19 protein-coding genes are annotated in these 24309 nt (G+C 63.2%); 14 read left to right on the forward strand and 5 right to left on the reverse strand.

The window, feature by feature from the left end:
- Positions 1-16 precede the first annotated feature (16 nt).
- From NCT32_RS01585 to NCT32_RS01600, 4 genes are all read left to right on the forward strand, one after another.
- A complete protein-coding gene (locus NCT32_RS01585) occupies positions 17-1804 on the forward strand; it encodes an acyl-CoA dehydrogenase C-terminal domain-containing protein (protein ID WP_061117894.1) in 1788 nt (595 codons plus the stop codon).
- Between the two features lie 297 nt (positions 1805-2101).
- Positions 2102-4531 (forward strand): 3-hydroxyacyl-CoA dehydrogenase/enoyl-CoA hydratase family protein, encoded by a 2430-nt coding sequence (locus NCT32_RS01590; protein ID WP_250476276.1) that lies wholly within the window; start codon positions 2102-2104, stop codon positions 4529-4531.
- A gap of 14 nt (positions 4532-4545) precedes the next feature.
- Complete coding sequence (locus tag NCT32_RS01595; protein WP_250476277.1) at positions 4546-5742, forward strand: acetyl-CoA C-acyltransferase; 1197 nt, start codon at positions 4546-4548, stop codon at positions 5740-5742.
- A gap of 55 nt (positions 5743-5797) precedes the next feature.
- A complete protein-coding gene (locus NCT32_RS01600) occupies positions 5798-6562 on the forward strand; it encodes an enoyl-CoA hydratase (protein WP_250489857.1) in 765 nt (254 codons plus the stop codon).
- Positions 6563-6568: 6 nt separating this feature from the next.
- Here NCT32_RS01600 and fdhD read toward each other — a convergent pair whose 3' ends face one another.
- Complete coding sequence (gene fdhD, locus NCT32_RS01605) at positions 6569-7396, reverse strand: formate dehydrogenase accessory sulfurtransferase FdhD (protein ID WP_250489858.1); 828 nt, start codon at positions 7394-7396, stop codon at positions 6569-6571.
- A gap of 189 nt (positions 7397-7585) precedes the next feature.
- Here fdhD and NCT32_RS01610 point away from each other — a divergent pair, with 189 nt between their 5' ends.
- Both NCT32_RS01610 and NCT32_RS01615 read left to right on the forward strand, forming a co-directional pair.
- Positions 7586-8065 carry a nitrate reductase associated protein gene (locus NCT32_RS01610; protein ID WP_061117831.1) on the forward strand — a complete coding sequence of 160 codons (480 nt, stop codon included), beginning with the start codon at positions 7586-7588 and terminating at the stop codon, positions 8063-8065.
- Between the two features lie 198 nt (positions 8066-8263).
- Positions 8264-11377, forward strand: coding sequence for an EAL domain-containing protein (locus tag NCT32_RS01615; RefSeq protein WP_250476280.1), 3114 nt, complete (start codon positions 8264-8266; stop codon positions 11375-11377).
- A 6-nt stretch (positions 11378-11383) separates the two neighbouring features.
- On the opposite strand, the gene NCT32_RS01620 is transcribed toward NCT32_RS01615, so the two are convergent.
- Positions 11384-11779 carry an acyl-CoA thioesterase gene (locus tag NCT32_RS01620; RefSeq protein WP_061117830.1) on the reverse strand — a complete coding sequence of 132 codons (396 nt, stop codon included), beginning with the start codon at positions 11777-11779 and terminating at the stop codon, positions 11384-11386.
- A gap of 234 nt (positions 11780-12013) precedes the next feature.
- On the opposite strand from NCT32_RS01620, the gene NCT32_RS01625 reads away from it, so the two are divergent.
- Positions 12014-13891 carry an ABC transporter ATP-binding protein/permease gene (locus NCT32_RS01625; protein ID WP_061117829.1) on the forward strand — a complete coding sequence of 626 codons (1878 nt, stop codon included), beginning with the start codon at positions 12014-12016 and terminating at the stop codon, positions 13889-13891.
- A gap of 300 nt (positions 13892-14191) precedes the next feature.
- Here NCT32_RS01625 and NCT32_RS01630 read toward each other — a convergent pair whose 3' ends face one another.
- A complete protein-coding gene (locus tag NCT32_RS01630; RefSeq protein ID WP_061117828.1) occupies positions 14192-15580 on the reverse strand; it encodes an MFS transporter in 1389 nt (462 codons plus the stop codon).
- 280 nt (positions 15581-15860) lie between these two features.
- On the opposite strand from NCT32_RS01630, the gene NCT32_RS01635 reads away from it, so the two are divergent.
- From NCT32_RS01635 to NCT32_RS01660, 6 genes are all read left to right on the forward strand, one after another.
- Complete coding sequence (locus tag NCT32_RS01635; protein WP_250476281.1) at positions 15861-16832, forward strand: LysR family transcriptional regulator; 972 nt, start codon at positions 15861-15863, stop codon at positions 16830-16832.
- A 108-nt stretch (positions 16833-16940) separates the two neighbouring features.
- Positions 16941-18254 carry a Glu/Leu/Phe/Val dehydrogenase gene (locus NCT32_RS01640; protein ID WP_250476282.1) on the forward strand — a complete coding sequence of 438 codons (1314 nt, stop codon included), beginning with the start codon at positions 16941-16943 and terminating at the stop codon, positions 18252-18254.
- Between the two features lie 309 nt (positions 18255-18563).
- A complete protein-coding gene (locus NCT32_RS01645) occupies positions 18564-19457 on the forward strand; it encodes a glutamate/aspartate ABC transporter substrate-binding protein (RefSeq protein ID WP_250476283.1) in 894 nt (297 codons plus the stop codon).
- Between the two features lie 68 nt (positions 19458-19525).
- The gene (locus NCT32_RS01650; protein ID WP_061117824.1) at positions 19526-20266 is read left to right on the forward strand and encodes an amino acid ABC transporter permease; all 741 of its coding nucleotides are present in this window, start codon (positions 19526-19528) and stop codon (positions 20264-20266) included.
- A complete protein-coding gene (gene gltK / locus NCT32_RS01655) occupies positions 20266-20943 on the forward strand; it encodes a glutamate/aspartate ABC transporter permease GltK (protein ID WP_061117823.1) in 678 nt (225 codons plus the stop codon). Before NCT32_RS01650 ends, gltK begins: the two co-directional genes overlap by 1 nt.
- Positions 20940-21665 (forward strand): amino acid ABC transporter ATP-binding protein, encoded by a 726-nt coding sequence (locus NCT32_RS01660; protein WP_061117822.1) that lies wholly within the window; start codon positions 20940-20942, stop codon positions 21663-21665. The genes gltK and NCT32_RS01660 overlap by 4 nt, the downstream gene beginning before the upstream one ends.
- A gap of 65 nt (positions 21666-21730) precedes the next feature.
- Here the strand turns inward: NCT32_RS01660 and NCT32_RS01665 are convergent, their stop codons facing one another.
- A complete protein-coding gene (locus NCT32_RS01665; protein ID WP_250476284.1) occupies positions 21731-22063 on the reverse strand; it encodes a YegP family protein in 333 nt (110 codons plus the stop codon).
- An 87-nt stretch (positions 22064-22150) separates the two neighbouring features.
- Positions 22151-23053: a class II glutamine amidotransferase gene (locus NCT32_RS01670; RefSeq protein ID WP_086960946.1), complete on the reverse strand. Its 903-nt coding sequence runs from the start codon at positions 23051-23053 to the stop codon at positions 22151-22153.
- Positions 23054-23235: 182 nt separating this feature from the next.
- Here NCT32_RS01670 and pyrC point away from each other — a divergent pair, with 182 nt between their 5' ends.
- Positions 23236-24306 carry a dihydroorotase gene (pyrC, locus tag NCT32_RS01675; protein ID WP_250476285.1) on the forward strand — a complete coding sequence of 357 codons (1071 nt, stop codon included), beginning with the start codon at positions 23236-23238 and terminating at the stop codon, positions 24304-24306.
- Positions 24307-24309: the final 3 nt, after the last annotated feature.

Below are 24309 nucleotides of genomic sequence, written 5' to 3' on the forward strand. Positions count from 1 at the left end.
GAAACTGGAGAGACTCATGGGACAGTACGCCGCCCCCCTTCGCGACATGCAATTCGTGCTGCACGAAGTGCTGAACGTGGAAGCTGAACTGAAGAGCATGCCGCGGCATGCCGACCTCGACGCCGACACCATCAATCAGGTGCTCGAGGAAGCCGGCAAGTTCTGCTCCGAAGTCGTGTTCCCGCTCAACCAGAGCGGCGACCGCGAAGGCTGCACTTACGAGGGCGACGGCGTCGTCAGGACGCCAGCCGGCTTCAAAGAGGCTTACCGCCAGTACATCGATGCGGGCTGGCCCGCGCTCGGGTGCGATCCCGAGTACGGCGGTCAGGGCTTGCCTGCGTTCGTGAACAACGCGCTTTACGAAATGCTCAACTCGGCGAATCAGGCCTGGACGATGTATCCCGGTCTCTCGCACGGCGCGTACGAATGCCTGCACGCGCACGGCACGCCGGAGCAAAAGTCGACCTATCTATCGAAACTCGTCTCGGGCGAGTGGACCGGCACGATGTGCCTGACGGAACCGCATTGCGGAACGGATCTCGGCATCCTGCGCACGAAAGCCGAGCCGAATTCCGACGGTTCCTACGCACTCACCGGCACGAAGATCTTCATCTCGAGCGGTGAGCACGACATGGCCGAGAACATCGTTCATCTGGTGCTCGCGCGTCTGCCGGGCGCGCCGATGGGAACGAAGGGCATCTCGCTTTTCATCGTGCCGAAGTTCGTCCCCGATGCGAACGGTGCGATCGGTGAACGCAACGGCATCAAGTGCGGCTCGATCGAGCACAAGATGGGCATCCACGGCAACGCGACCTGCGTGATGAATCTCGACGGCGCAAAGGGTTGGCTCGTCGGCGAGGCCAACAAGGGCTTGAACGCGATGTTCGTGATGATGAACGCCGCGCGGCTGGGCGTCGGCATGCAGGGTCTCGGCCTGACCGAGGTCGCGTATCAGAACTCGCTCGTGTATGCGAAAGAGCGCTTGCAGATGCGCTCGCTCACCGGCCCGAAGGCACCGGAGAAGCCTGCCGATCCGATCATCGTGCATCCGGACGTGCGCCGCATGCTGCTCACGCAGAAGGCCTATGCCGAAGCGGGCCGCGCGTTCACGTACTGGGCGGCGCTCAATATCGACAAGGAACTCTCGCACGCGGACGAGTCCGTGCGTCAAGAGGCCGCTGATTTCGTCGCGCTGCTCACGCCGGTGATCAAGGCCTTCCTGACGGACAACGCGTTCGAAGGCACGAATATGGCGATGCAGATCTACGGCGGCCATGGCTTCATCTCCGAATGGGGCATGGAGCAGTATGTCCGCGATGCGCGCATCAACATGATCTACGAGGGCACGAACTCCATTCAGGCGCTCGATCTGCTCGGGCGCAAGATTCTCGGCGACATGGGCGCCAAGCTGAAGCGCTTCGGCAAGCTCGTTGCCGATTTCGTCGAGCAGGAAGGCGTAAAGCCGGAGATGCAGGAGTTCATCAACCCGCTCGCGGATATCGGCGACAAGGTGCAGAAGCTCACCATGGAGATCGGCATGAAGGCCATGCAGAATCCTGATGAAGTGGGCGCTGCGGCCGTGCCGTATTTGCGTACGGTCGGGCATCTGGTGTTTTCGTACTTCTGGGCGCGGATGGCACGGGTTGCTTTGGACAATGCCCCTTCCGGCGATGCCTTCTATAAGGCCAAGCTCGCCACCGCGCGGTTTTACTTCGCCAAGCTGCTGCCTGAGACCGCTTCGACGATTCGGGCTGCCCGTGCCGGGGCCAAGCCGATGATGGACTACGACGAAGCGCTCTTCTGATTTTTTTGGGCTTTTGCCGGATCCCGTTTTTTATTGGTCTATCGGCGTTGCCCCTGTGCGGGGGCGGCGGTCATTTTCTTTGCTGCTGCAAAGAAGGTAGCCAAGGAAAGCAGCTCGAGACGCCCGCGGTCACACGCAGTTTGGCCATGCTTGCCAAGTGTTCGTGGGCTCCGTAGCGAGTGCCCACACAAAACTCTCGCGGCTTGGACGGCGCACGGTCCGTCGCACCAGTCGTTCCAAGGGCGCCGAAAGCAAACCGAATCAACCCACGTTCACGAACCCCGGAGTGACAAACCTGTGAGCACCCTGAACATCAAGAAAGTCGCCGTGCTCGGCGCGGGCGTGATGGGCGCGCAGATCGCCGCGCATCTGATCAACGCGCGTGTGCCCGTCCTGCTCTTCGATCTTCCCGCAAAGGAAGGCCCGAAAAACGGCATCGCGCTGAAGGCCATCGAGAACCTGAAGAAGCTGTCACCCGCGCCGTTCGGCGTGAAGGACGACGCGCAATACATCGAGCCCGCCAACTACGACGACGACATCGCGAAGCTCGCCGAATGCGACCTCGTGATCGAGGCCATCGCCGAGCGCATGGACTGGAAGCACGATCTCTACAAGAAAGTGTCGCCGCATATCGCGCCGGACGCGATTTTCGCGAGCAACACGTCGGGCCTGTCGATCACGGCTTTGTCGGACGGCTTCTCCGACGAACTGAAGTCGCGCTTTTGCGGTGTGCACTTTTTCAATCCGCCGCGCTATATGCACCTGGTCGAGCTGATCCCGACCGAATCCACGAAGCCCGAGATTCTCGACCAGCTCGAAACCTTCCTGACGAGCGTGATCGGCAAAGGCGTCGTGCGCGCGAAGGACACGCCGAACTTCATCGCGAACCGCGTCGGCGTTTTCTCGATTCTCGCGGTGATTGCCGAAGCGGAGAAGTTCGGCCTGCGCTTTGATGAAGTCGACGACCTGACCGGCGCGCGACTCGGCCGCGCGAAGTCGGCGACGTTCCGCACCGCGGATGTTGTCGGTCTCGACACGATGGCCCACGTCATCAAGACGATGCAGGACAACCTGCCCGACGATCCGTTCTTCTCTGTCTACAAGACGCCGCCGGTGCTCGAAGCGCTGGTGAAGAATGGCGCGCTCGGCCAGAAGACGGGCGCGGGTTTCTATCGCAAGGAAGGACGCGCGATCAAGGTGCTCGATCCGAAAACGGCTGCTTACGTCGATGGCGGCGCGAAGGCCGACGAGCTCATCGGCCGCATCCTGAAGCGTCCGCCCGCCGAGCGCTTCAAGCTCCTGCGCGAAACCGACAACAAGCAGGCGCAATTCCTGTGGGCGATTTTCCGCGACGTGTTCCACTACATCGCGGTGCATCTCGAATCGATCGCGGACAATGCCCGGGACGTCGATCTCGCGATCCGCTGGGGCTTCGGATGGAATCAGGGGCCGTTCGAAAGCTGGCAGGCGGCGGGCTGGCAACAAGTCGCGAAGTGGGTGCAGGAGGATATCGATGCGGGCAAGGCGCTCTCGAACGCGCCGCTGCCCGCGTGGGTGCTCGAAGGTCCGGTCGCCGAAAAGAACGGCGTGCACACGAACGAAGGATCGTGGTCGCCGAAATCGAAGCGCTTCGAACCGCGTTCGGCGCTGCCCGTCTATGAGAAGCAGGTGTTCCGCGCGCCGCTCGAAGGCGTGACGGGCGCCGATCCGAAGACCTTCGGCAAGACGCTGTTCGAAACCGGGAGCGTCCGCGCCTGGCTCGATCGTGACGACGGCGATGTCGTGATCGTCTCGTTCAAGACCAAGATGAACACCATCGGCCCGGGCGTGATCGACGGCCTCACGCAGGCTATCGAACTCGCGGAGAAGGCATATCGCGGCGTGGTGATCTGGCAGCCGACGTCGCTGCAACTCGGCGCGCCGGGTGGCCCGTTCTCGGCGGGCGCGAATCTCGAAGAAGCGATGCCCGCGTTCATGATGGGCGGCGCCAAAGGCATCGATCCGTTCGTGAAGAAGTTTCAGCAAGGCATGCTGCGCGTGAAGTACGCAAACGTGCCGGTGGTGTCGGCTGTGTCGGGCCTCGCGCTCGGCGGCGGCTGCGAACTGCTGCTGCATTCGGCGAAGCGCGTCGCGCATGTCGAGAGCTATATCGGTCTCGTGGAAGTGGGCGTCGGTCTGGTGCCGGCGGGCGGCGGTCTGAAGGAGGCCGCGTTGCGCGCGGCGGAAGCAGCGGGCGCGGTCAATGCGACCAGCGATCTGCTCAAGTTCCTGCAGAAATCTTTCGAGAACGCGGCGATGGCGAAAGTCTCGTCGTCCGCATTCGATGCCCGCGCGATGGGCTATCTGAAGCCGTCCGACACGATCGTCTTCAACGTGCACGAGTTGCTCGACATCGCGAAGAGCGAGGCGCGTGCGTTGAGCGCATCGGGCTATCGGCCGCCATTGCGCGTGAAGCAGGTGCCGGTGGCGGGGCGCTCGGCGATCTCGACGATCAAGGCGTCGCTCGTGAACATGCGCGACGGGCGCTTCATCAGCGACCACGACTATCTGATCGCGAGCCGCATCGCGGAAGCGGTCTGCGGCGGCGATGTCGAAGCGGGCAGTCTCGTCGACGAAGAATGGCTGCTGGCGCTCGAGCGCCGCGCGTTCGTCGAACTGCTCGGCACGCAGAAGACGCAAGAGCGAATCATGGGCATGCTGCAGACCGGCAAGCCGGTTCGCAACTAATCGCGGAGCAATCAATGAGCAAACAACTTCAAGACGCATACATCGTCGCCGCGAGCCGCACGCCGATCGGCAAGGCGCCGCGTGGCGTGTTCAAGAACACGCGCCCCGACGAGCTGCTCGTTCACGCGATCAAATCCGCGGTCGGGCAAGTGCCGGGACTCGACACGAGCGTGATCGAAGACGCGATCGTCGGCTGCGCGATTCCCGAAGCCGAGCAAGGTCTGAACGTCGCTCGCATGGGCGCGCTGCTGTCGGGCTTGCCCAACACGGTCGGCGGCGTGACGGTGAACCGTTTCTGCGCGTCGGGCCTGACCGCGCTCGCGATGGCGGCGGACCGCATCCGCGTGGGTGAAGCCGAGGCGATGATCGCGGGGGGCTGCGAATCAATGAGCATGGTGCCGATGATGGGCAACAAGCCGTCGCTGTCGCCGCATATCTTCGATCGCAATGAAGACGTCGGCATTGCGTACGGCATGGGCCTGACGGCGGAAAAGGTCGCGGAACGCTGGAAGGTGAGCCGCGAGGCGCAGGACGCGTTCGCGGTGGAGTCGCATCGCCGCGCGCTGGCCGCGCAACAGGCGGGCGAATTCGCGGATGAAATCGCCGCCTACACGCTGAACGAGCGTTTTCCGGATCTCGCATCGGGCGAAGTGCGCACGAATAATCGCGAAATCAGGCTCGATGAAGGCCCGCGCGAAACCAACCTGGAAGGGCTGGCGAAGCTGCGTCCCGTGTTCGCGAACAAGGGCTCGGTCACGGCGGGAAACAGTTCGCAGACCTCGGACGGCGCGGGCGCGCTGATCGTCGTGTCGGAAAAGATTCTGAAGCAGTTCAACCTGACGCCGCTCGCGCGCTTCGTGAGCTTCGCGGTGCGCGGCGTGCCGCCGGAAATCATGGGCATCGGGCCGAAGGAAGCGATTCCGGCCGCGTTGAAGGCGGCAGGGCTGAAGCAGGACGACATCGACTGGATCGAACTGAACGAAGCCTTCGCGGCGCAAGCGCTCGCGGTGATCGGCGATCTCGGTCTCGACCCGTCGAAGGTCAACCGGCTCGGCGGTGCGATTGCGCTCGGCCATCCGCTCGGCGCGACGGGCGCGATCCGCGCATCGACGGTCGTGCACGGTCTGCGCCGGCGCAACCTGAAGTACGGCATGGTGACGATGTGCGTCGGCACCGGCATGGGCGCGGCGGGCATCATCGAACGCCTTTGATCGTGAATGGTCCGCGAGTGTCGTCGCTCGCGGACCGGCATGAAGGAGACAGCGGATGGACATTCAGATCGAACGCGCGGACGGCGTGCTGAGCATCGTGCTCAATCGTCCGGAAAAGAAGAACGCGATCACCGCGGCGATGTATCAGGAAATGGCCGACGGCTTCTACGAAGCCGAGATGGACGCGACCGTGCGGGCGGTGCTGATTCGCGCGAACGGCAGTACGTTCAGCGCGGGCAATGATCTCGAGGATTTTCTGAACGATCCGCCCAAGGGTCTCGACGCGCCCGTGTTCCAGTTCCTGCGGCGCATCAGCGGCTTTCCGAAGCCGATCGTGGCGGCGGTCGCGGGGACGGCGGTGGGCATAGGCACGACGATGCTCCTGCATTGCGACATCGTCTACGCGAGCACGAACGCGAAGTTCTCGCTGCCGTTCTCGCAGCTCGGATTGTGTCCCGAAGCGGCGTCGAGTCTTTTGCTGCCGCGCACGGCGGGTTATCAGCGCGCGGCGGAAAAGCTCCTGCTCGGCGAAGCGTTCGACGTGAACGAAGCGATCCGCATGGGCTTCGTGAATGGCGCGATCGACGCAGGCGAGCTAGACCCCTACGCGTTCGACAGAGCGAAGCGGCTGGCGATGCTGCCGGCATCGTCGCTGCGTGTGACCAAGTCGTTGATGAAGGGCGCGCAGACGCATGAAGTGAGCGCGCGCATGGAGGACGAAGCCGCGCACTTCGCGCGGATGCTGGTTGCGCCCGAAGCCCGCGAAGCGTTTCAGGCGTTCTTCGAAAAACGCAAGCCGAGCTTCAGCCAGTTCGAGTAAGGCGCTTCATTCGACGTCGTATTCGACGAAGCTGTTCTCGCGCGCGAAGCTGACGAGCCGCAAGCCCGCCTGCTTCGCGATCGCGATGGCGAGCGATGTGGGCGCGGAGATCGTCGCGACCATCGGCACGCCGACGCGCGCCGACTTGCGCACGAGTTCATAGCTCGCGCGGCTCGACAGAAACACGAAACCTTGCGTCGTGTCCTCGCGCCGCAGGATCAACTGGCCGATGAGCTTGTCGAGCGCGTTATGCCTTCCAACGTCCTCGAAGGCGTAGCGCACCGCGCCGGTTTCGTCGCACCATGCGGCGGCATGCAAGCCGCCCGTGAGCTTCGTCAACTGCTGATGCGCGGGCAATTCGCGTGCGGCGCGCTCGATCGCATCGGGCGCAAGGCGCGCGAGAAAGCCCGTGTCCGGCACCTGTTCCGGCTGAAGATCGAGCAACTCGATACTTTCGATGCCGCACACGCCGCAGCCCGTGCGCCCGGCGAGCGCCCGGCGCTTGTCCTTGAGCGTAGCGAAGGCCTGCTGCACGACCTGAAGATGCACTTCGGCATGCGGCAATGCGACGCCGTCATCGCGGAAATGGACCTCGATATCGTGAATGTCGCTGCCACGCTCGACGATGCCCTCCGTCAGCGAGAATCCCACGGCGAACGCTTCGAGATCGCGCGGCGTGCACATCATCACCGCGTGGGAGATGCCATTGAAAACGAGCGCGACGGGCCATTCCTGACCGACGTTGTCCGCGGCGACGGTGCTCTCGTTCCTGCGATGCCTGCGCACCTGGCGCTCGACGAAGCCTGGTTGATCGTCGGTTTCGAGTTGATTCACTTCAATGCTCCTGACCGCTCACTTCGAGTAAAGTCGGGTATATGACTTGCTGCTTATCGTTGCTGTTCGCACGCTTTGCGGCGCGAGCAGCGGCTAGAGTGCAATGGTTCCAGCCAGATCCAAGGCCCTACAATAACTTAAGCGGCGATGCGCGTCGCGCACCTCCGCTCAATCCAACGAGGCTTCGCTATGGGACTCTACGACGCCGCCCGTCTCTTCGGATTCGAAGTCGAATCCTCTGACAATCTGCGCTTCATCCCGCTTGCGGTGCGCTTTAATCTCGATCGCTTCGGCATGCGCATCACGCTCGATCAATGGCAGGCGCTTCCTTACGACGATCGCGCGCTGCTCGCCCGCTTCCCGGTCGAGGACGATGCCGAACTCGAGAAGAACTTCGACCTCGCGCTCGAAGAGATGTTGAAGACGCACGCGAACGCAGCGCCAGAAAAGATCGAGCGCGATCCGGAACCGGTGTGGATGCACGCCGATGCCGTGCCCGAAACCGTGATCCGGCAGAGCAGCCTGTGCGGCGTGAGCGCGCCGAGTCTCGATCGTTGGGGCAGGCTCGACCGTTTCCAGCGATACGCGCTCGCGAAACTCTCGCGCAACACCGACAAGGTGAATCACGATTTCCTTCCCGCGATGAAGGAATTCGGCCTCGCCGAGTGAGCGCCGGGGCGCGCAAACGTTAAGCGCGCGTTTTAATCAGATTATTTGCGGACTAGCCCTAAATGTAGGGCGAGCGGTGCCGTTATTGGGCGTTATCCATCAATCGCGGCGTGGACGAGTTTTACGCCGCGCATTCGCGTGGACGCGCGTCGCCTCGATGCGCGTCCGACGCGCATCAAAGGATTAAGCCCGCCGCTCATGACCCGATTCCTCTCCAGAGGTTTGCTCGTCAACATTGCCGTGGTACTGGCCGCGCTCGGCGCGAACGCGTTCGTCGCCTGCGAGCGCATCGGCGGGCTGCGCGAAAGCGACGCGCGCACGCTGCGCTCGATGAGTCTCCTGCGCGATCTCGCGGCATGGCGCGGCACGCTCGGCGAATCCCTCACGCAACTGAGCCGCTTCGAAGCGACCGGCATCGTTGAAAGCGACGCGCAGCATCAGGCGCGCGAGGCGCATCTCGATGCACTGGAAAGCGGGCTGCGCGCGCAGATCGCAGCCGAGCCGGGCATGTCGGGGGCATTCGATGCGCTCGCCGCGCGCGCCGCAGCGATGCGCCACGATGCCGATCGCGCATTCGAGCGCGCCAAGCACGCCGACCCCGGCGAATCGCGCGCATGGGCCGACGCGGCGTTCGTCGCGCTGGGCGAAGATCAGCAGAGCGTCGACGAGGAACTCGACGTCGTGCGCTCACACATCGATAACGCGACCATCGTCGCCCTCGATGAGTCCGCGCAGGCCTCGGGCGGCGCGATGCTGCTGCTCGTCTTCACGATGCTCGCAGGCAGCGCCGTGCTGATCTATCTGTTCGCGAGCCGCGAGCGGCAATCGCGCGAGAAGCTCGGCGTCGTGCGTGCGAGGCAGCGCAGCAACGAACGCTTTCGCGGCATGTTCGAGGCGCATCCGGTGCCGATGTGGATCGTCGATCGCGAGACGATGCGCTTCGTCGCCGTGAATCAGGCTGCGATCGAGCACTTCGGTTTCAACGAGCCGGAGTTCATGAACATGACGCTGCGCGATCTGCATCACGCGGACGACTTCGACCGCTTCGCCGCACGGCTCGCGCGCAGCGGCGGCGAGAGCGGCGAGCGTGCCGCATCGGGGCGAGGCTCGGCGGGCGTGTGGCGTTATCGGTGCAAGAATGGCGCGATCGTCGGCGCGGATGTCTCGCATCACTCGCTCACGTATTCGAATCGTCCGGGCATCTTCATGCTGGCGAACGACGTGACCGACCGCATCAATGCGGAAGCCGAGGCGCGCAGATCCAACGAGATGCTCGAAGCGGTCATCGACAACATTCCGCAGCGCGTGTTCTGGAAGGACCGCGACCTGCGTTATCTCGGCTGCAACAACGCGTTCGCGCGCGATGCGGGTCTCGCGTACAACGAGCAGGTCATCGGCAAGACGGATTTCGAACTGCCGTGGAGCGCGTTTGCGGACGTCGTGCGCGCGGACGACGAGGAAGTCATCGTCACGACGGTGCCGAAGATGCATTACGAGCGCGACATCGTGATGGGCGAGCAACTGCGCACCGTGGTCACGAGCAAGCTGCCCTTGCTCGACGGCGAAGGACAGACAATCGGCGTGCTCGGCTCGTATCACGATGTCACCGATCGCAAGCGCGCCGAACTCGCGCTGCGCCTGCAAAGCCGCGCGCTCGACGCGAGCGTGAACGCGATTCTGATCACGGGCGTCGTGGACGGCGCGAACGTGATCGAGTATGCGAATCCGGCGTTCAAGCGCATCACCGGCTACGACCCGAGCGAGGTGATCGGGCAGGACTGCCGCTTTCTGCACGGCCCCGACGGCGATCAGGACGGACTCACCGCGATTCGCCGCGCGCTCGCCGTGAACACGGAGGCGAGCGTCGTGGTGCGCAACTATCGCAAGGACGGCGCGCTCTTCTGGAATCAGCTCTTCGTCGCGCCGGTGCCGGACGCGCAGGGCATGACGACGCATCACATCGGCATCATCAACGACGTGACCGATCTGATGCGCTATCAGGAAGAACTCGAATATCAGGCGAACTACGACACGCTCACGCGCCTGCCGAACCGCAATCTGCTGCGCGACCGCTTGCAGCACGCGATCGAAACCGCCCGGCGGCGCGAGACGAAGATCGCCGTCGTCTTCATGGATCTCGACGGCTTCAAGAACGTCAACGATAGTCTCGGTCACAGCGTCGGCGACCGCCTGCTCGCGGTGATCGCGGAGCGGCTTGCGCGCTCGGCGCGATCGAGCGATACGGTCGCGCGTCACGGCGGCGACGAGTTCGTGGTCGTGCTGCCCGATATCACCGACGAAGCCGGGCTGATCGCATGGATGGAACGCACGCGCGCGGCGATCTCGGAACCGGTCTGGCTCGACGATACAGAGCTTTACGTCGGCTGCAGCATGGGCGCGAGTCTCTATCCGCAGGACGGCGACGACGCCGAATCCGTGATGAAGAAGGCCGATCTCGCGATGTATCGCGCGAAGGACATGGGCCGCAACACGTATCAGTTCTATCAGCCGGAGATGAACGCGAGCGTCGGCGCGCGCATGAATCTCGAACGGCGCTTGCGGCGCGCGCTGCGCGACGGCGAGTTCCTGCTGCACTATCAGCCGCAAGTGGACATGACGACGCGCGCGATCGTCGGCATCGAGGCGCTCGTGCGCTGGCGCGATCCGGAGCAGGGGCTCGTGTCGCCGGCGTCGTTCATTCCGGTCGCGGAAGAGAGCGGCCTGATCGGGCCGCTGTCGGAGTGGGTGTTGCGCGAAGCGTGCCGTCAGAACAAGGCGTGGCAGGATGCCGGGCTGCCGCCGGCGCGCGTGTCGGTGAATCTGTCGGCGCGCCATTTTCAGCAGCGCGACATCGCGCGGCTCGTGACGTCCGTGCTCGAAGAGACCGGGCTGGAGCCGCGCTATCTCGAACTGGAGCTCACGGAAAGCGCGATCATGCGCAACGCCGAGGAAGCGATCACGATGCTCTCGGAGCTATCGGCGCTCGGCATCGGCATCGCGATCGACGACTTCGGCACCGGATATTCGAGCCTGTCGTATCTCAAGCGCTTCCCGGTGCACCGGTTGAAGATCGACCGCTCGTTCGTCGCGGATATCGGCTCGTCGGGGGATGACGAAACGATCACGTCGGCGATCATCGCGCTCGCGCATTCGCTGGAATTGCAGGTGATCGCGGAAGGCGTCGAAACGCACGCGCAGCACGATTTCCTGCGCGAGCGCGATTGCGACGAAATGCAGGGCTATCTGTTCTCGCGCCCGATGCCGCACGAAGCGATTCCGGGCTTGTTGCAGCAGGGCGTGCTGCCCCATTGATCGCCTTTAATCGAGCGACGGCAGCACGCGCGGACGGCGATCGCGGTCGGTCGCGACGTAAGTGAGCGTCGCTTCCGTGACCTTGACGACTTCTTCGGCGAGGCTCATGCGCTGCGCCCAGACCTCGACCGATACCGTGATCGACGTATTGCCCGTCTTGACGATATCGGCGTAGAAGCTCAGCAGGTCGCCGACGAACACCGGATGCTTGAACAGGAACGAATTCACCGCGACGGTCGCGACGCGGCCGTTCGCGCGGCGGCTCGCCGGAATGGAGCCGGCGATATCCACCTGCGCCATGATCCATCCGCCGAAGACGTCGCCGTGGACGTTGGCGTCGGCGGGCTGCGGCACGACGCGCAGCGCGACGTGCTTCTCGGGAAGGCTGGAGTGGTCTGTCATGGGAGGCGTTCCGGTTTGCGATTGCGGCGGAAGGCCGGCCGGCGTGAGCGGCCCCTCGAACCTTCTGCGACAATGCATGTTGATGAATGAGCCCCAGCGCGCGAGGCGGAAACCTCCATGACGCCGGGGCCTGAAGTAAATTGTACGGGAAAGCATGCGAGAGACGTGCGCTCGTTCCGCCGATAACAGCGTCCCCACGCCGCGCCCAAGCGACGCGCTCAAACGATACGACTCATGCGCCGCTATTCCAACAGCGAGCCCGGCCCGATGGCCCAAGGTCCGCGCAACGACTGGCAGACGATTCGCTCACTGCTGCCTTATCTCACGACGTACAAATGGCGGGTCGCGTTCGCGCTGACGTGCCTGATCGGCGCGAAGGTCGCGAACCTCGGCGTGCCGATCGTGATGAAGCGCATCGTCGATAGCCTCGCTTCCGTGCAGCACCTCACCGCGCTCGGACGCGCGAACGACGCGCCGGGCATCGTGCTGATCGGCGGCATCGGGCTGCTGGTGATCGCTTATGCGGGCGCGCGGCTTTCGACATCGCTTTTCACCGAGCTTCGCGAGCTGCTCTTCGCGAAGGTCACCGAAAGCGCCGTGCGGCAACTCGCGCTGCAAGTCTTCCGGCATTTGCATTCGCTGTCGCTGCGCTTCCATCTGGAGCGGCAAACGGGCGGCATGTCGCGCGATATCGAGCGCGGCACGCGCGGCATCCAGCAACTCGTGTCCTACTCGCTTTACAGCATCCTGCCGACGCTCGTCGAAGTCGGTCTCGTGCTCGCATTCTTCGTGACGAAGTATGAGGCGTATTACGCGATCGTCACGCTCGTCGCGCTCGCCTCGTACATCGTCTTCACGGTGAAGGTCACCGAATGGCGCACGCATTTCCGCCGCACGATGAACGATCTCGACTCGAAGGCGAACTCGCGCGCGATCGATTCGCTGCTCAACTACGAGACCGTGAAGTACTTCGGTAACGAAGAATGGGAAACGCGCCGTTACGATGAAAACCTGCAACGCTATCGCGCGGCCGCGATCAAGTCACAGCGCTCGCTGTCGATGCTGAACTTCGGGCAGCAGATGATCATCGGCGTCGGGCTCGTATTCATTCTCTGGCGCGCGACGCAGGGCGTGATGGCGGGGCGTCTCACGCTCGGCGACCTCGTGCTCATCAACACGTTCATGCTGCAGCTTTATATCCCGCTGAACTTCCTGGGCGTCGTGTATCGCGAGCTGAAGCAGGCGCTGACGGACATGGACCGCATGTTCACGCTGCTCGGCGCGGGCCGCGAAGTCCCCGATGCGCCGGGCGCGCAGGCGCTTGCCGTGCGCGGCGGCGAAGTGCGTTTCGAGAACGTGAGCTTCGCATACGAGAAGGCGCGGCCGATTCTGCATGGCGTCGATTTCACGATTCCCGCAGGCACGACGACGGCCGTGGTCGGACACAGCGGCTCGGGCAAGTCGACGCTCGGACGGCTGCTCTTTCGCTTCTACGATCTCGATCGCGCGCAGGGCGGAAGCATCAGGATTGACGGACAGGACATTCGCGACGTGACGCAGGATTCATTGCGCGCGGCGATCGGCATCGTGCCGCAGGACACCGTGCTTTTCAACGATTCGATCTACTACAACATCGCGTACGGACGTCCTTCGGCGAGCCGCGACGAAGTGATCGCGGCGGCGCGCGCGGCGCATATCCACGAGTTCATCGAGGCGTTGCCGGCGGGTTATGACACGCCTGTCGGCGAGCGCGGGCTGAAGCTGTCGGGCGGCGAAAAGCAGCGCGTCGCCATCGCGCGCACGCTTTTGAAAGACCCGCCGATCCTGATCTTCGACGAAGCCACGTCGGCGCTCGATTCGAAGTCCGAACGCGCGATTCAGCACGAACTCGATTCGATCGCGCGCGAGCGGACGACGCTCATCATCGCGCACCGGTTATCGACGGTCGTGCATGCGCAGCAGATCATCGTGATGGATCACGGGCGCATCGTGGAGCGAGGCACGCACGCCGAACTGCTGCGCGCGAGCGGGCTGTTTGCGCAGATGTGGGCGTTGCAGCAGCAGCGGGCGGAAGAGGCGGTGCGCGATCAGCGGGATACGGCGGGCGTTTGACGCAGCGGGCGCCTGATGGCCGATCAGGCGCGATCGCACGAAACTCGACAAATCCCCCGTTCCGCACCTGAAGCCAAGGTGAACGCGCGTGGATGGTGTCGGATTCGAGGACTTGATCCTTCTCGCTGCAATCCTCGCCGTGCTCACCTGTCCGGTTGTGCGAATCATTCGTCGCATGGGGCGTTCCGGCTCGTGGGTGCTCGCGTTCATGACGCCGGCACTGACCTCATCGCGCTGTACGTCTTCGCATTCGTGCGCTGGCCGGCGATCGACGGCGACCGCCGGCCATAAGCCGCGGCCTCACTCCATCGCGTGCGCGCCGCCGATTGCGACGCCATCATGCGTCTGCGAGGAAGTGGACGACCACCGCAGCCACTGCGCACGCAGCATGAACAACGCGCCGAATGCGCAGGTCGCGAGCACGCCGAAGGTCGCGAAGCCCATCTGATAGCTTCCCGTGCTTTCCTTCGCGATCCCCATGATCACCGGCAGATAGAAGCCGCCGATGCCGCCCGCCGCACCGACGATCCCCGAGAGCAGCCCTGTCTTGCCCTTCCACCGATGCGGCACGAGCTGGAACGTCGAACCGTTGCCGAGACCGAACGCGACGTACAGACAGATCAGAATCGCCACACCGCCCGCGACCGGCGGCATCCAGATCGCGAACGCGAAGTCGCCGATCGCAATTGCCGCGAGCAGCACGAGCAGCGCCCGCACGCCGGTCACACGATCGGCGACATAGCCGCCGAACGGCCGCACGATCGCGCCGAGAAACGCGAGCAACGACATGAAAAGCCCCGCTTCCAGCTTCGGCATCTGATAAAGCGACGTGAGCAGCAGCGTCACATACGACGACATGCCGACGAAGCCACCGAAGGTAATGCTGTAGATCAGCATGATGACCCATGTATCGCGCTCGCCCAGCACCGACCGATAGTGTCGCGGCAGCACCGCAATCGCGATCAGCGCACCGATCACCGGCAATAGCAGCACGCCGGTCTTGCCGCCGCCGAACACGCCGCCATTCACCGCGAGCACCAGCACGATGAGGCTGACCAGCGTCACCGCGAAGCTGGACAGCGCGCGCATCGTGCTGCCGGTTTTCTGGCCGGCATCGGAGGCCCATGCGAGAAGCGCGGCCGCCGTGATCGCGAGCAGCGGCAGCGCGGCGGCGGTCGAGATCTGCCAGCCGAAGGCATCGGCGAGATGCGGGAACAGGAAGCCGTCGAGCACCGCGCCGATGTTGCCCGCAGCGGCGAGACCCAGCACGAGCCCTTGCACCTTCGGTGGATAGTTGCTGCCGGCCATCGGCAACGCGACTGCGAAGCTCGCGCCGCCCATGCCGAGAAATACGCCGAGCACGAGCAGCAGCGCATACGAGGGCACGCCAGGCAGAAGCGGCAGCACGATCGACGGAATCGACGAGAGCACGACGCCCATCAATGCGACGCGCCGTCCGTCGGTCGACTGATAGAGATTGCCGAGCGTCACGCGCAGGATCGCCGCGGCCAGCACCGGCACCGCGACGAGAAAGCCCTGTTGCGCGGCGGACATCGTCACGTCGCGGCCGATGAACGGCGCGAGCGGTCCATACAGCACCCAGACCGTGAAACCCGTATCGAAGTAAAGGAAGCAGGCGAGCAGCGAGCGCCAGTTGCCGCTCCTGAGCGACGCGATCAGATTGGACATTGCGGGTTTCCGTATATGCGCGCTTCCGGAAGAGCACGCGACGGCCCCCAAAATTGCAAGCATCATGCCAATGGAATGCATGTTTGATCGACGTATCGCATCGGGCGAGTGGTGGCGCGGGATTCGAGCGCGCATGGGGCACGTCGTCGCGATTCGGCACACCCGCCGACGGCACCGCGTCCGTGCGCGACCGCATGCGAATGGTGCGCCGCGCCTTCGCGCGGTTCATGCCCGCTAGAATGCGCATTTGCCGAACAAGCGCCGCTTGCGCCCGAATCGAATGGAACTGAAATGGCTGGAAGACTTCGTGTCGCTCGCGGAGACGCGCAGCTTTAGCCGCTCCGCCGAGCTTCGACATATCACCCAGCCCGCATTTTCGCGGCGCATCCAGGCGCTGGAGGCGTGGCTCGGCACGGAGCTCATCGACCGGTCCGTGTATCCGACGCGGCTCACGCAAGCCGGCAACGTGTTCTACGAGCAGGCGCTCGCGATGCTCTCGCAGTTCCACGAAGCGCGCACGCTGCTGCGCGGGCAGGGCGGCGTGCCCTCGGCGACCATCGAGTTCGCCGTGCCGCATACGCTGTCGCTCACCTACTTTCCGCGCTGGCTCGAGCACATCGAGGCGCGGGTCGGGCGCATCCGCACGCGGCTGCGCGCGCTTAACGTTCACGATGCGGTGCTGTCGCTCGTCGAAGGCGGCTGCGATCTCGTGATGGGCTATCACCATCCGAGTCATCCGGTCGCGCTCGATCCCGCGCGCTACGACATGCTCACGCTCGGCGTCGAGCCGATCAGTCCGTTCTCCGCGGTCACCAAGGGCGGACGCGCGCGCTTTTCGCTGCCCGCGACCGCCGAATCCCCGGTTCCGTATCTGTCGTACACGCCGAACGCCTATCTCGGGCGCATGACCGAAGTCATCATCGCGACCGCGCCTACGCGGCTCTATCTCGACAAGGTGTATGAAACCGACATGGCCGAAGGACTCAAGGCGATGGCGCTGGCCGGGCACGGCGTCGCGTTCCTTCCGCACAGCGCAGTGGAAGATGCCGTGGAGGAAGGGCGGCTCATCCGCCTCGATCGCGGCACACGCGGCACGCCCGCAGGTCAGTTCACGCTGACGATGGAAATCCGCCTCTATCGCGACAAGCTCGCGGCGCCTGGCGAGGAGCCGCGGCAGGCGTTGATGCGCGCGCTATGGGACGCAGTCGGTGAAGAATTGTTAAAGGCATCGTCCGGAAAGCCCGGCGCATAAGGCTTGGCGACGTTATGCAGGATTTGCATGATGGGATAAGGAAACGGCATTGGATTTGAAAACGGCGTTTTTCGACAATGAGCGCATTCCTTCAACGCTGGAGCGTCAATGTCCTCCTCGAAGCAGTCGCTGCAAACGCCGGATGCCAAACATGCAATCCCGTCGTATCTCAACGCCGACGATCTCGGTCCCTGGGGCAACTATCTCAAGCAGGTCGATCGCGTCGCGCCGTATCTCGGTTCTCTCTCGCGCTGGCTCGAAACCCTCAAGCGCCCGAAGCGCATTCTCGTCGTCGATTGCCCGATCGAACTCGATAACGGAACCGTCGCGCACTTCGAAGGCTATCGCGTGCAGCACAACACGTCGCGCGGTCCCGGCAAGGGCGGCGTGCGTTATCACCAGGACGTGACACTCTCCGAAGTGATGGCGCTCTCCGCGTGGATGTCGGTGAAGAATGCGGCCGTGAACGTGCCGTACGGCGGCGCGAAGGGCGGTATCCGTGTCGATCCGCGCACGCTGTCGCGCGGCGAGCTCGAACGCGTGACGCGTCGGTACACCAGCGAGATCGGCATCATCATCGGGCCGAACACGGACATTCCCGCGCCGGACGTGAACACGAACGAGCAGATCATGGCGTGGATGATGGACACCTACTCCATGAACCAGGGCCAGACGGCGACGGGCGTCGTGACCGGCAAGCCGATCTCGCTCGGCGGCTCGCTCGGCCGCAAGGAAGCGACGGGTCGCGGCGTGTTCGTGGTCGGCACGGAAGCGGCGCGGCGCATCGGCATGGAGATCGAAGGCGCGCGCATCGCGGTGCAAGGCTTCGGCAACGTGGGCGGCATCGCAGCCAAGCTGTTCCAGGAAGCGGGCGCGCGCGTGATCGCCGTGCAGGATCACACGGGCACGATTCACAACTCCAAGGGCATCGACACGGCCGCGCTGCTCGATCACGTCGCGAAGAACGGCGGCGTCGGCGGCTTCGCGGGCGCGGATCCCGTGCAGGCCGAAGAGTTCTGGATGATCGAAACCGACATCCTGATTCCGGCCGCGCTGGAAAACCAGATTACCGAGAAGAACGCGTCGAAGATTCGCACGAAGATCGTCGTCGAAGGCGCGAACGGCCCGACCACGACCGCAGCGGACGACATCCTGAACGACAAGGGCATCCTCGTGATTCCGGACGTCATCGCGAACGCGGGCGGCGTGACGGTCTCGTATTTCGAATGGGTGCAGGACTTTTCGAGCTTCTTCTGGACCGAGGACGAAATCAATCAGCGTCTCGAACGCGTGATGCGCGAGGCGTTTGCCAGCGTGTGGCAAGTCGCGAGCGAGCACCAGGTTTCGGTCCGCACGGCGGCGTTCATCGTCGCGTGTACGCGGATTCTGCAGGCGCGTGAAATGCGCGGCCTCTACCCCTGATCCGATGCGGCGGCGCGCTCGCTCGAGCAGTCTGCGCAATGCGGGCAGCGTTCGCGCCCCTTGAATGATGCGGGCGGCATTCCCTCGGGAATGCCGCCCGCATTTGCATGAAAACTACAAGTCGGCCGACTAGTTGTATTCGGTCAAGCATCCGCGCAAAAACGCCAGTAATATGCGCGGTCGCAACCCGTTGCAACCCAGTTGCAATCAGGCGTCTCACAAATAAGACGGCGTGGGTTAACAATCATTCTTTCAGAATAATTACCCTGCTAAACTTGCCCCGGTTTTTCGCCACAGGAGATCGAACACATGAAGATTAAAAAGGCTGCGCTGCTCGTCGCCGCGCTCGGGTTTCTCGCAACCGGCGCGTATGCCCAGGACGCGGGCACGCTGAAGAAGATCAAAGACACGGGCGTGATCTCGCTGGGGCATCGCGAATCGTCCATTCCGTTTTCTTACTATGACGACAAGCAGAACGTCGTCGGTTACTCGCACGAGTTCGCGCTGAAGGTCGTCGAGGCCGTCAAGCAGAAGCTGGGCATGCAGGATCTGAAGGTGAAGCTCACGCCGATCACGTCGCAGAACCGCATTCCGCTCGTGCAGAACGGCACCGTCGATATCGAGTGCGGCTCGACCACGAACAACGCCGAACGCCAGCAGCAAGTCTCCTTCTCGAACACGATCTTCGTGATCGGCACGCGCCTCATGACCAAGAAGGATTCGGGCGTGAAGGACTGGGCCGACCTGAAGGGCAAGACCGTCGTGACGACCGCCGGCACCACGTCCGAGCGCCTGCTTCGCAAGATGAATCAGGACAAGAACATGGGCATGAACATCATCAGCGCGAAGGACCACGGCGAGTCGTTCCTGACGCTGTCGACGGGCCGCGCGGTCGCGTTCATGATGGACGATGCGCTCCTCGCGGGCGAACGCGCCAAGTCGAACAACCCGAACGATTTCGTGATCGTCGGCGCGCCGCAGTCGCATGAAGCGTACGGCTGCATGATCCGCAAGAACGATCCGGAGTTCAAGAAGGTCGTCGACGATGCGATCGCCAAGGTCGAAACGTCGGGCGAAGCGGACAAGATCTACAAGAAGTGGTTCGAAAGCCCGATCCCGCCGAAGGGTCTCAACCTCAACTTCCCCGAAAGTGACGACATCAAGGCTCTCTACAAGAGCCCGAATGACAAGGCAATCGACTAACCGGTTCGAGTCTCGAACGAACGAAACGGAAGGAGCTTGCTTCTTCCGTTTCTTTTTGGAGTGAGTCCATGTCTTATCACTGGAACTGGGGCATCCTGCTGAGTCCGGTTTCGACCGGCGAGCCCACCACCTATCTCGGCTGGCTGATCTCCGGCTTTTGGGTGACGATCACCGTGTCGCTCGCGGCCTGGGTGATCGCGCTCGTGGTCGGCTCGTTGTTCGGCATCTTGCGCACGGTCCCGAATCGCACGCTGGCGGCCATCGGCACCGTCTACGTCGCGATCTTCCGCAATATTCCGCTGATCGTGCAGTTCTTCGTCTGGTATCTCGTGATACCGGAGCTGCTGCCGCCTTCCATCGGCAACTGGTTCAAGCAACTGCCGCCGACCGCGCAGTTCTTCTCGTCGTCGATCATCTGTCTCGGGCTCTTCACCGGCGCGCGCGTGTGCGAGCAGGTGCGCTCGGGCATCAACGCACTGCCGCCCGGACAGCGCAACGCGGGCCTCGCGATGGGCTTCACGCAATGGCAGACGTACCGTTACGTGCTGATGCCGGTCGCGTACCGCATCATCGTGCCGCCGCTCACGTCGGAATTTCTCAACGTGTTCAAGAACTCGGCGGTGGCGTCGACCATCGGTCTCTTGGATCTGTCCGCGCAGGCGCGTCAGCTCGTCGACTACACGGCGCAGACCTATGAGTCGTTCATCGCGGTGACGGTCGCCTACATGCTCATCAATCTGGTCGTGATGCAGTTGATGCGCTGGGTCGAAGCCAGAACGCGGCTGCCTGGCTACATCGGAGGCAAGTGATGCATCATTTCAACTGGAGTGGTGTTCTCGCGTCGTGGCCCACGCTGATGACGGGCGCCAAGATCACGCTGCAGATCACGGTGCTCGCCATCGTCGTCGGCATCGTCTGGGGCACCGTGCTCGCGCTGTTCCGCCTGTCGGGCGTCAAGCCGCTGCAATGGTTCGCGAGCGCGTACGTCACGCTGTTCCGCTCGATCCCGCTGGTGATGGTGCTGCTGTGGTTCTTCCTGATCGTGCCGCAGTTGTTGCAGAACGTGCTCGGGCTGTCGGCGGATATCGACATTCGTCTCGCATCGGCGATGGTCGCGTTCTCGCTGTTCGAGGCCGCGTACTATTCGGAAATCATTCGCGCGGGCATTCAAGCGGTGCCGCGCGGTCAGGTGAATGCGGCCTTCGCGCTCGGCATGACCTACGGCCAGGCGATGCAACTCGTCGTGCTGCCGCAGGCGTTCCGTGCGATGGTGCCGCTCTTGCTCACGCAGGCCATCGTCCTGTTTCAGGATACGTCGCTCGTCTACGTCATCAGTCTCGCCGACTTCTTCCGCACGGCGACGAACATCGGGGATCGCGACGGCACGTCCGTCGAGATGGTCCTGTTCGCGGGCGCGTGCTATTTCGTGATCTGCGTGGTGGCGTCGGCCCTCGTCAAAAGTCTTCAGAAAAAGGTCGCAAGATGATCTCTATCAAGAATGTTTCCAAGTGGTACGGGCAGTTCCAGGTGTTGACGGACTGCACGACCGAAGTGAAGAAGGGCGAGGTTGTCGTGGTGTGCGGCCCGTCGGGTTCGGGCAAGTCGACGCTCATCAAGACCGTGAACGGCCTCGAGCCGTTCCAGAAGGGCGAGATCACGATCAACGGGCAATCGCTCACCGACAAAAAGACCAATTTGTCGAAGCTGCGCTCGAAGGTCGGCATGGTGTTCCAGCACTTCGAGCTGTTTCCGCATCTGACTATCACGCAAAACCTGACGCTCGCGCAGATCAAGGTGCTCGGCCGCTCGAACGACGAAGCAACGCAGAAGGGTTTGAAGCTGCTGGATCGCGTCGGCCTGCGCGCGCATGCCGACAAGTTTCCGGGCCAGCTTTCGGGCGGTCAGCAGCAGCGCGTGGCGATTGCGCGCGCCTTGTCGATGGACCCGATCGCGATGCTCTTCGACGAGCCGACATCCGCGCTCGATCCGGAGATGATCAACGAAGTGCTCGACGTGATGGTGGAACTCGCGCAGGAAGGCATGACCATGATGTGCGTGACGCACGAAATGGGGTTCGCTAAGAAGGTCGCGAACCGCGTGATCTTCATGGACAAGGGCTTGATCGTCGAGGACGATCAGAAGGAAGCGTTCTTCGCGAATCCGAGGTCGGATCGCGCGAAGGATTTCCTCGCGAAGATCCTGCACTGACCTCGTCGTGAAAAAAAGGCGCTTCCGAAACGAAGCGCTTTTTTTTCGTTAAGGATTGGCTAGAGTCACGTGTGCGCAACTACCTTGGCATCAGGCGCATGCTCTTTCACCGACGCGATGCCGTTGTCACGCGCCTCGACACTCGAATATCTCTGACTTGTGCCAATGACCTTGTGATTCGCTGCTTTCAGATTAAACATCGGCTGATCATTGCACGCGAGCGTACGTTCATAGCGCTCATCACGCGGTGCATTCTCTCGTACTGACTTGATGCCGATGTCCACTGATTCGCGGTCGGCATACAACTGACTCGAAAGAATTATTTCGCCGTTACCGGCATGAAGGTCGAAGTGGTATTCGCCGTTCTTCGCTCGATGAATGATGAATCTTCCGTTCATGGCCCTCTCTCGGATCTTATGGTTGGGGCCTTCAGTCTATGACTGGACGAATGGACCGTACCAGCGCGTCGACAAAAGATTACCGATCTATTCAATCCCAAGTTCCGATTCCACCGCCGCCGTCGTCCGAATCTCGCCAATCTCAAGCGCCGATCCGACGCACGCCTTCGCGAGCGGCTCCGCCGCCTTCTTCGCGATTTCCTCCGGCACCGGAATATTCACGCTGCGGGCGAGCGCGCCGCACTGGAACATCGCGAGATCGCCGGGCGCGAAGCGCGTCCAGGTCTCATTGTCGGTAAGCGGGGACGTGGCGATCACGGCGACGCGGTCTTCCGGCGTCGTGTATTTGGCGAAGTCGATGGACATGTCCGCGTCGATCAGATGCGCCGTCGAGAAAGGCCAGCTACGCACCAGATAGTACAAATGCGTGGAACAGTGCGAGAAGAGCGCCTGCCCGTTCGACATCAGGAAATTGAAGACGCCGTATTGCGTGATGTCGCGGGTGAGCCCGGCGAGCGCGTCGAAGAGTTCTTCGAGCGGCGGCTGCGAACACGGAAACGCGCGGCGCAGGCCTTGCAGCAGCGCGCAGAAGGCGAGCTCGCTATCCGTCGTGCCGACCGGCTGATAGACGCCGGTGAGTTCGGGCGTATGGCCTTTCAAATCGCCGTTGTGCGCGAAGATCCAGTGCCGGCCCCACAACTCGCGCATGAACGGATGACAGTTCTCGAGCAGGATATGCCCCTGCGTCGCCTTGCGGATATGTGCGATCGTGTTCTTCGATTTGATCGGATAACGCTTCACCATGTCTGCGAGCGGCGAGCTGGCGGAGGACTGGTGATCGATGAAGAGCCGGCAGGCCTTGTCTTCGAAGAACGCGATCCCCCAGCCGTCGGCATGATGATCCGTGACGCCGCCGCGCGCCGCGAAACCGGTGAACGAAAACGTCACGTCGGTCGGTTCGGCGCAATTCATTCCGAGAAGTTGGCACATGATGCGGGGGGCGGGCGGCTTATGGCCTGGTTGTTACAATACGTCCGACAAGCATATCACCGAGGTCGGGCCGAAAAAATCGCGCAACCGCTCATAACCGTGCGCGTTGTGGAATTTCCACGGCGATTTTTTCCTGTCCTCGCGTGGACTTGCGCCATTCCACCGATCCCCGTCATCACGCCATGTCCGCTACCTCATCCTCGCCCAATTCGCTCACGATCGCGCGCCCCGACGACTGGCATCTGCACGTGCGCGACGGCGCGACGCTCGCGGCCGTCCTGCCGCACACGGCGCGCCAGTTCGGCCGCGCGATCATCATGCCGAACCTGAAGCCGCCCGTAACGACGACCGAGATGGCCGCGGCGTACCGCGAGCGCATCCTCGCGGCGCTGCCGAAGGACGGCGCGGCCGCGCGCTTCGAGCCGCTGATGACGCTCTATCTCACCGACAACACGCCGCCCGACGAAATTCGCCGCGCGAAAGACAGCGGCTTCGTGCACGGCGTGAAGCTGTATCCGGCGGGCGCGACGACCAATTCCGACGCGGGCGTGACGGATCTTGGAAAGTGCGCGAAGACGCTCGAAGCGATGCAGGAAACGGGCATGCCGCTGCTCGTGCACGGCGAAGTAACCGATGGCGACATCGACGTGTTCGATCGTGAGAAGGTCTTCATCGACCGCGTGATGACGCCGCTGCGCCGCGATTTTCCGGCGCTGAAGGTCGTGTTCGAGCACATTACGACGAAGGACGCGGCCGATTACGTGCGCGAGGCCGAAGGGCCGATCGGTGCAACGATCACCGCGCATCACCTGCTGTACAACCGCAACATCATGCTCGTCGGCGGCATGCGGCCGCATTACTACTGCCTGCCCGTGCTCAAGCGCGAGACGCATCGCGTGGCCCTCGTCGAGGCGGCGACGTCTGGCAATCCGCGCTATTTCCTCGGCACGGACAGCGCGCCGCATCCCAAAGGCCTGAAGGAACACGCGTGCGGCTGCGCGGGCTGCTACACGGCGCTGCACGCGCTCGAGCTCTACGCCGAAACTTTCGACAAGGCCGGCGCGCTCGACAAGCTCGAAGGCTTCGCCAGCTTCCACGGCGCGGACTTCTACGGCCTGCCGCGCAGTGCGGAAAAGGTGACGCTGGAACGCGGATCGTGGACGCTGCCCGCCGAATTCACCGCCGGCGACGCGACGATCGTGCCGTTGCGCGGCGGCGAATCGATCGGCTGGCGTTTCGCGGACGCGCATTGACAT

It is taken from the genome of Caballeronia sp. INML2 (genome assembly GCF_023631365.1).
Classification (GTDB): domain Bacteria; phylum Pseudomonadota; class Gammaproteobacteria; order Burkholderiales; family Burkholderiaceae; genus Caballeronia; species Caballeronia turbans.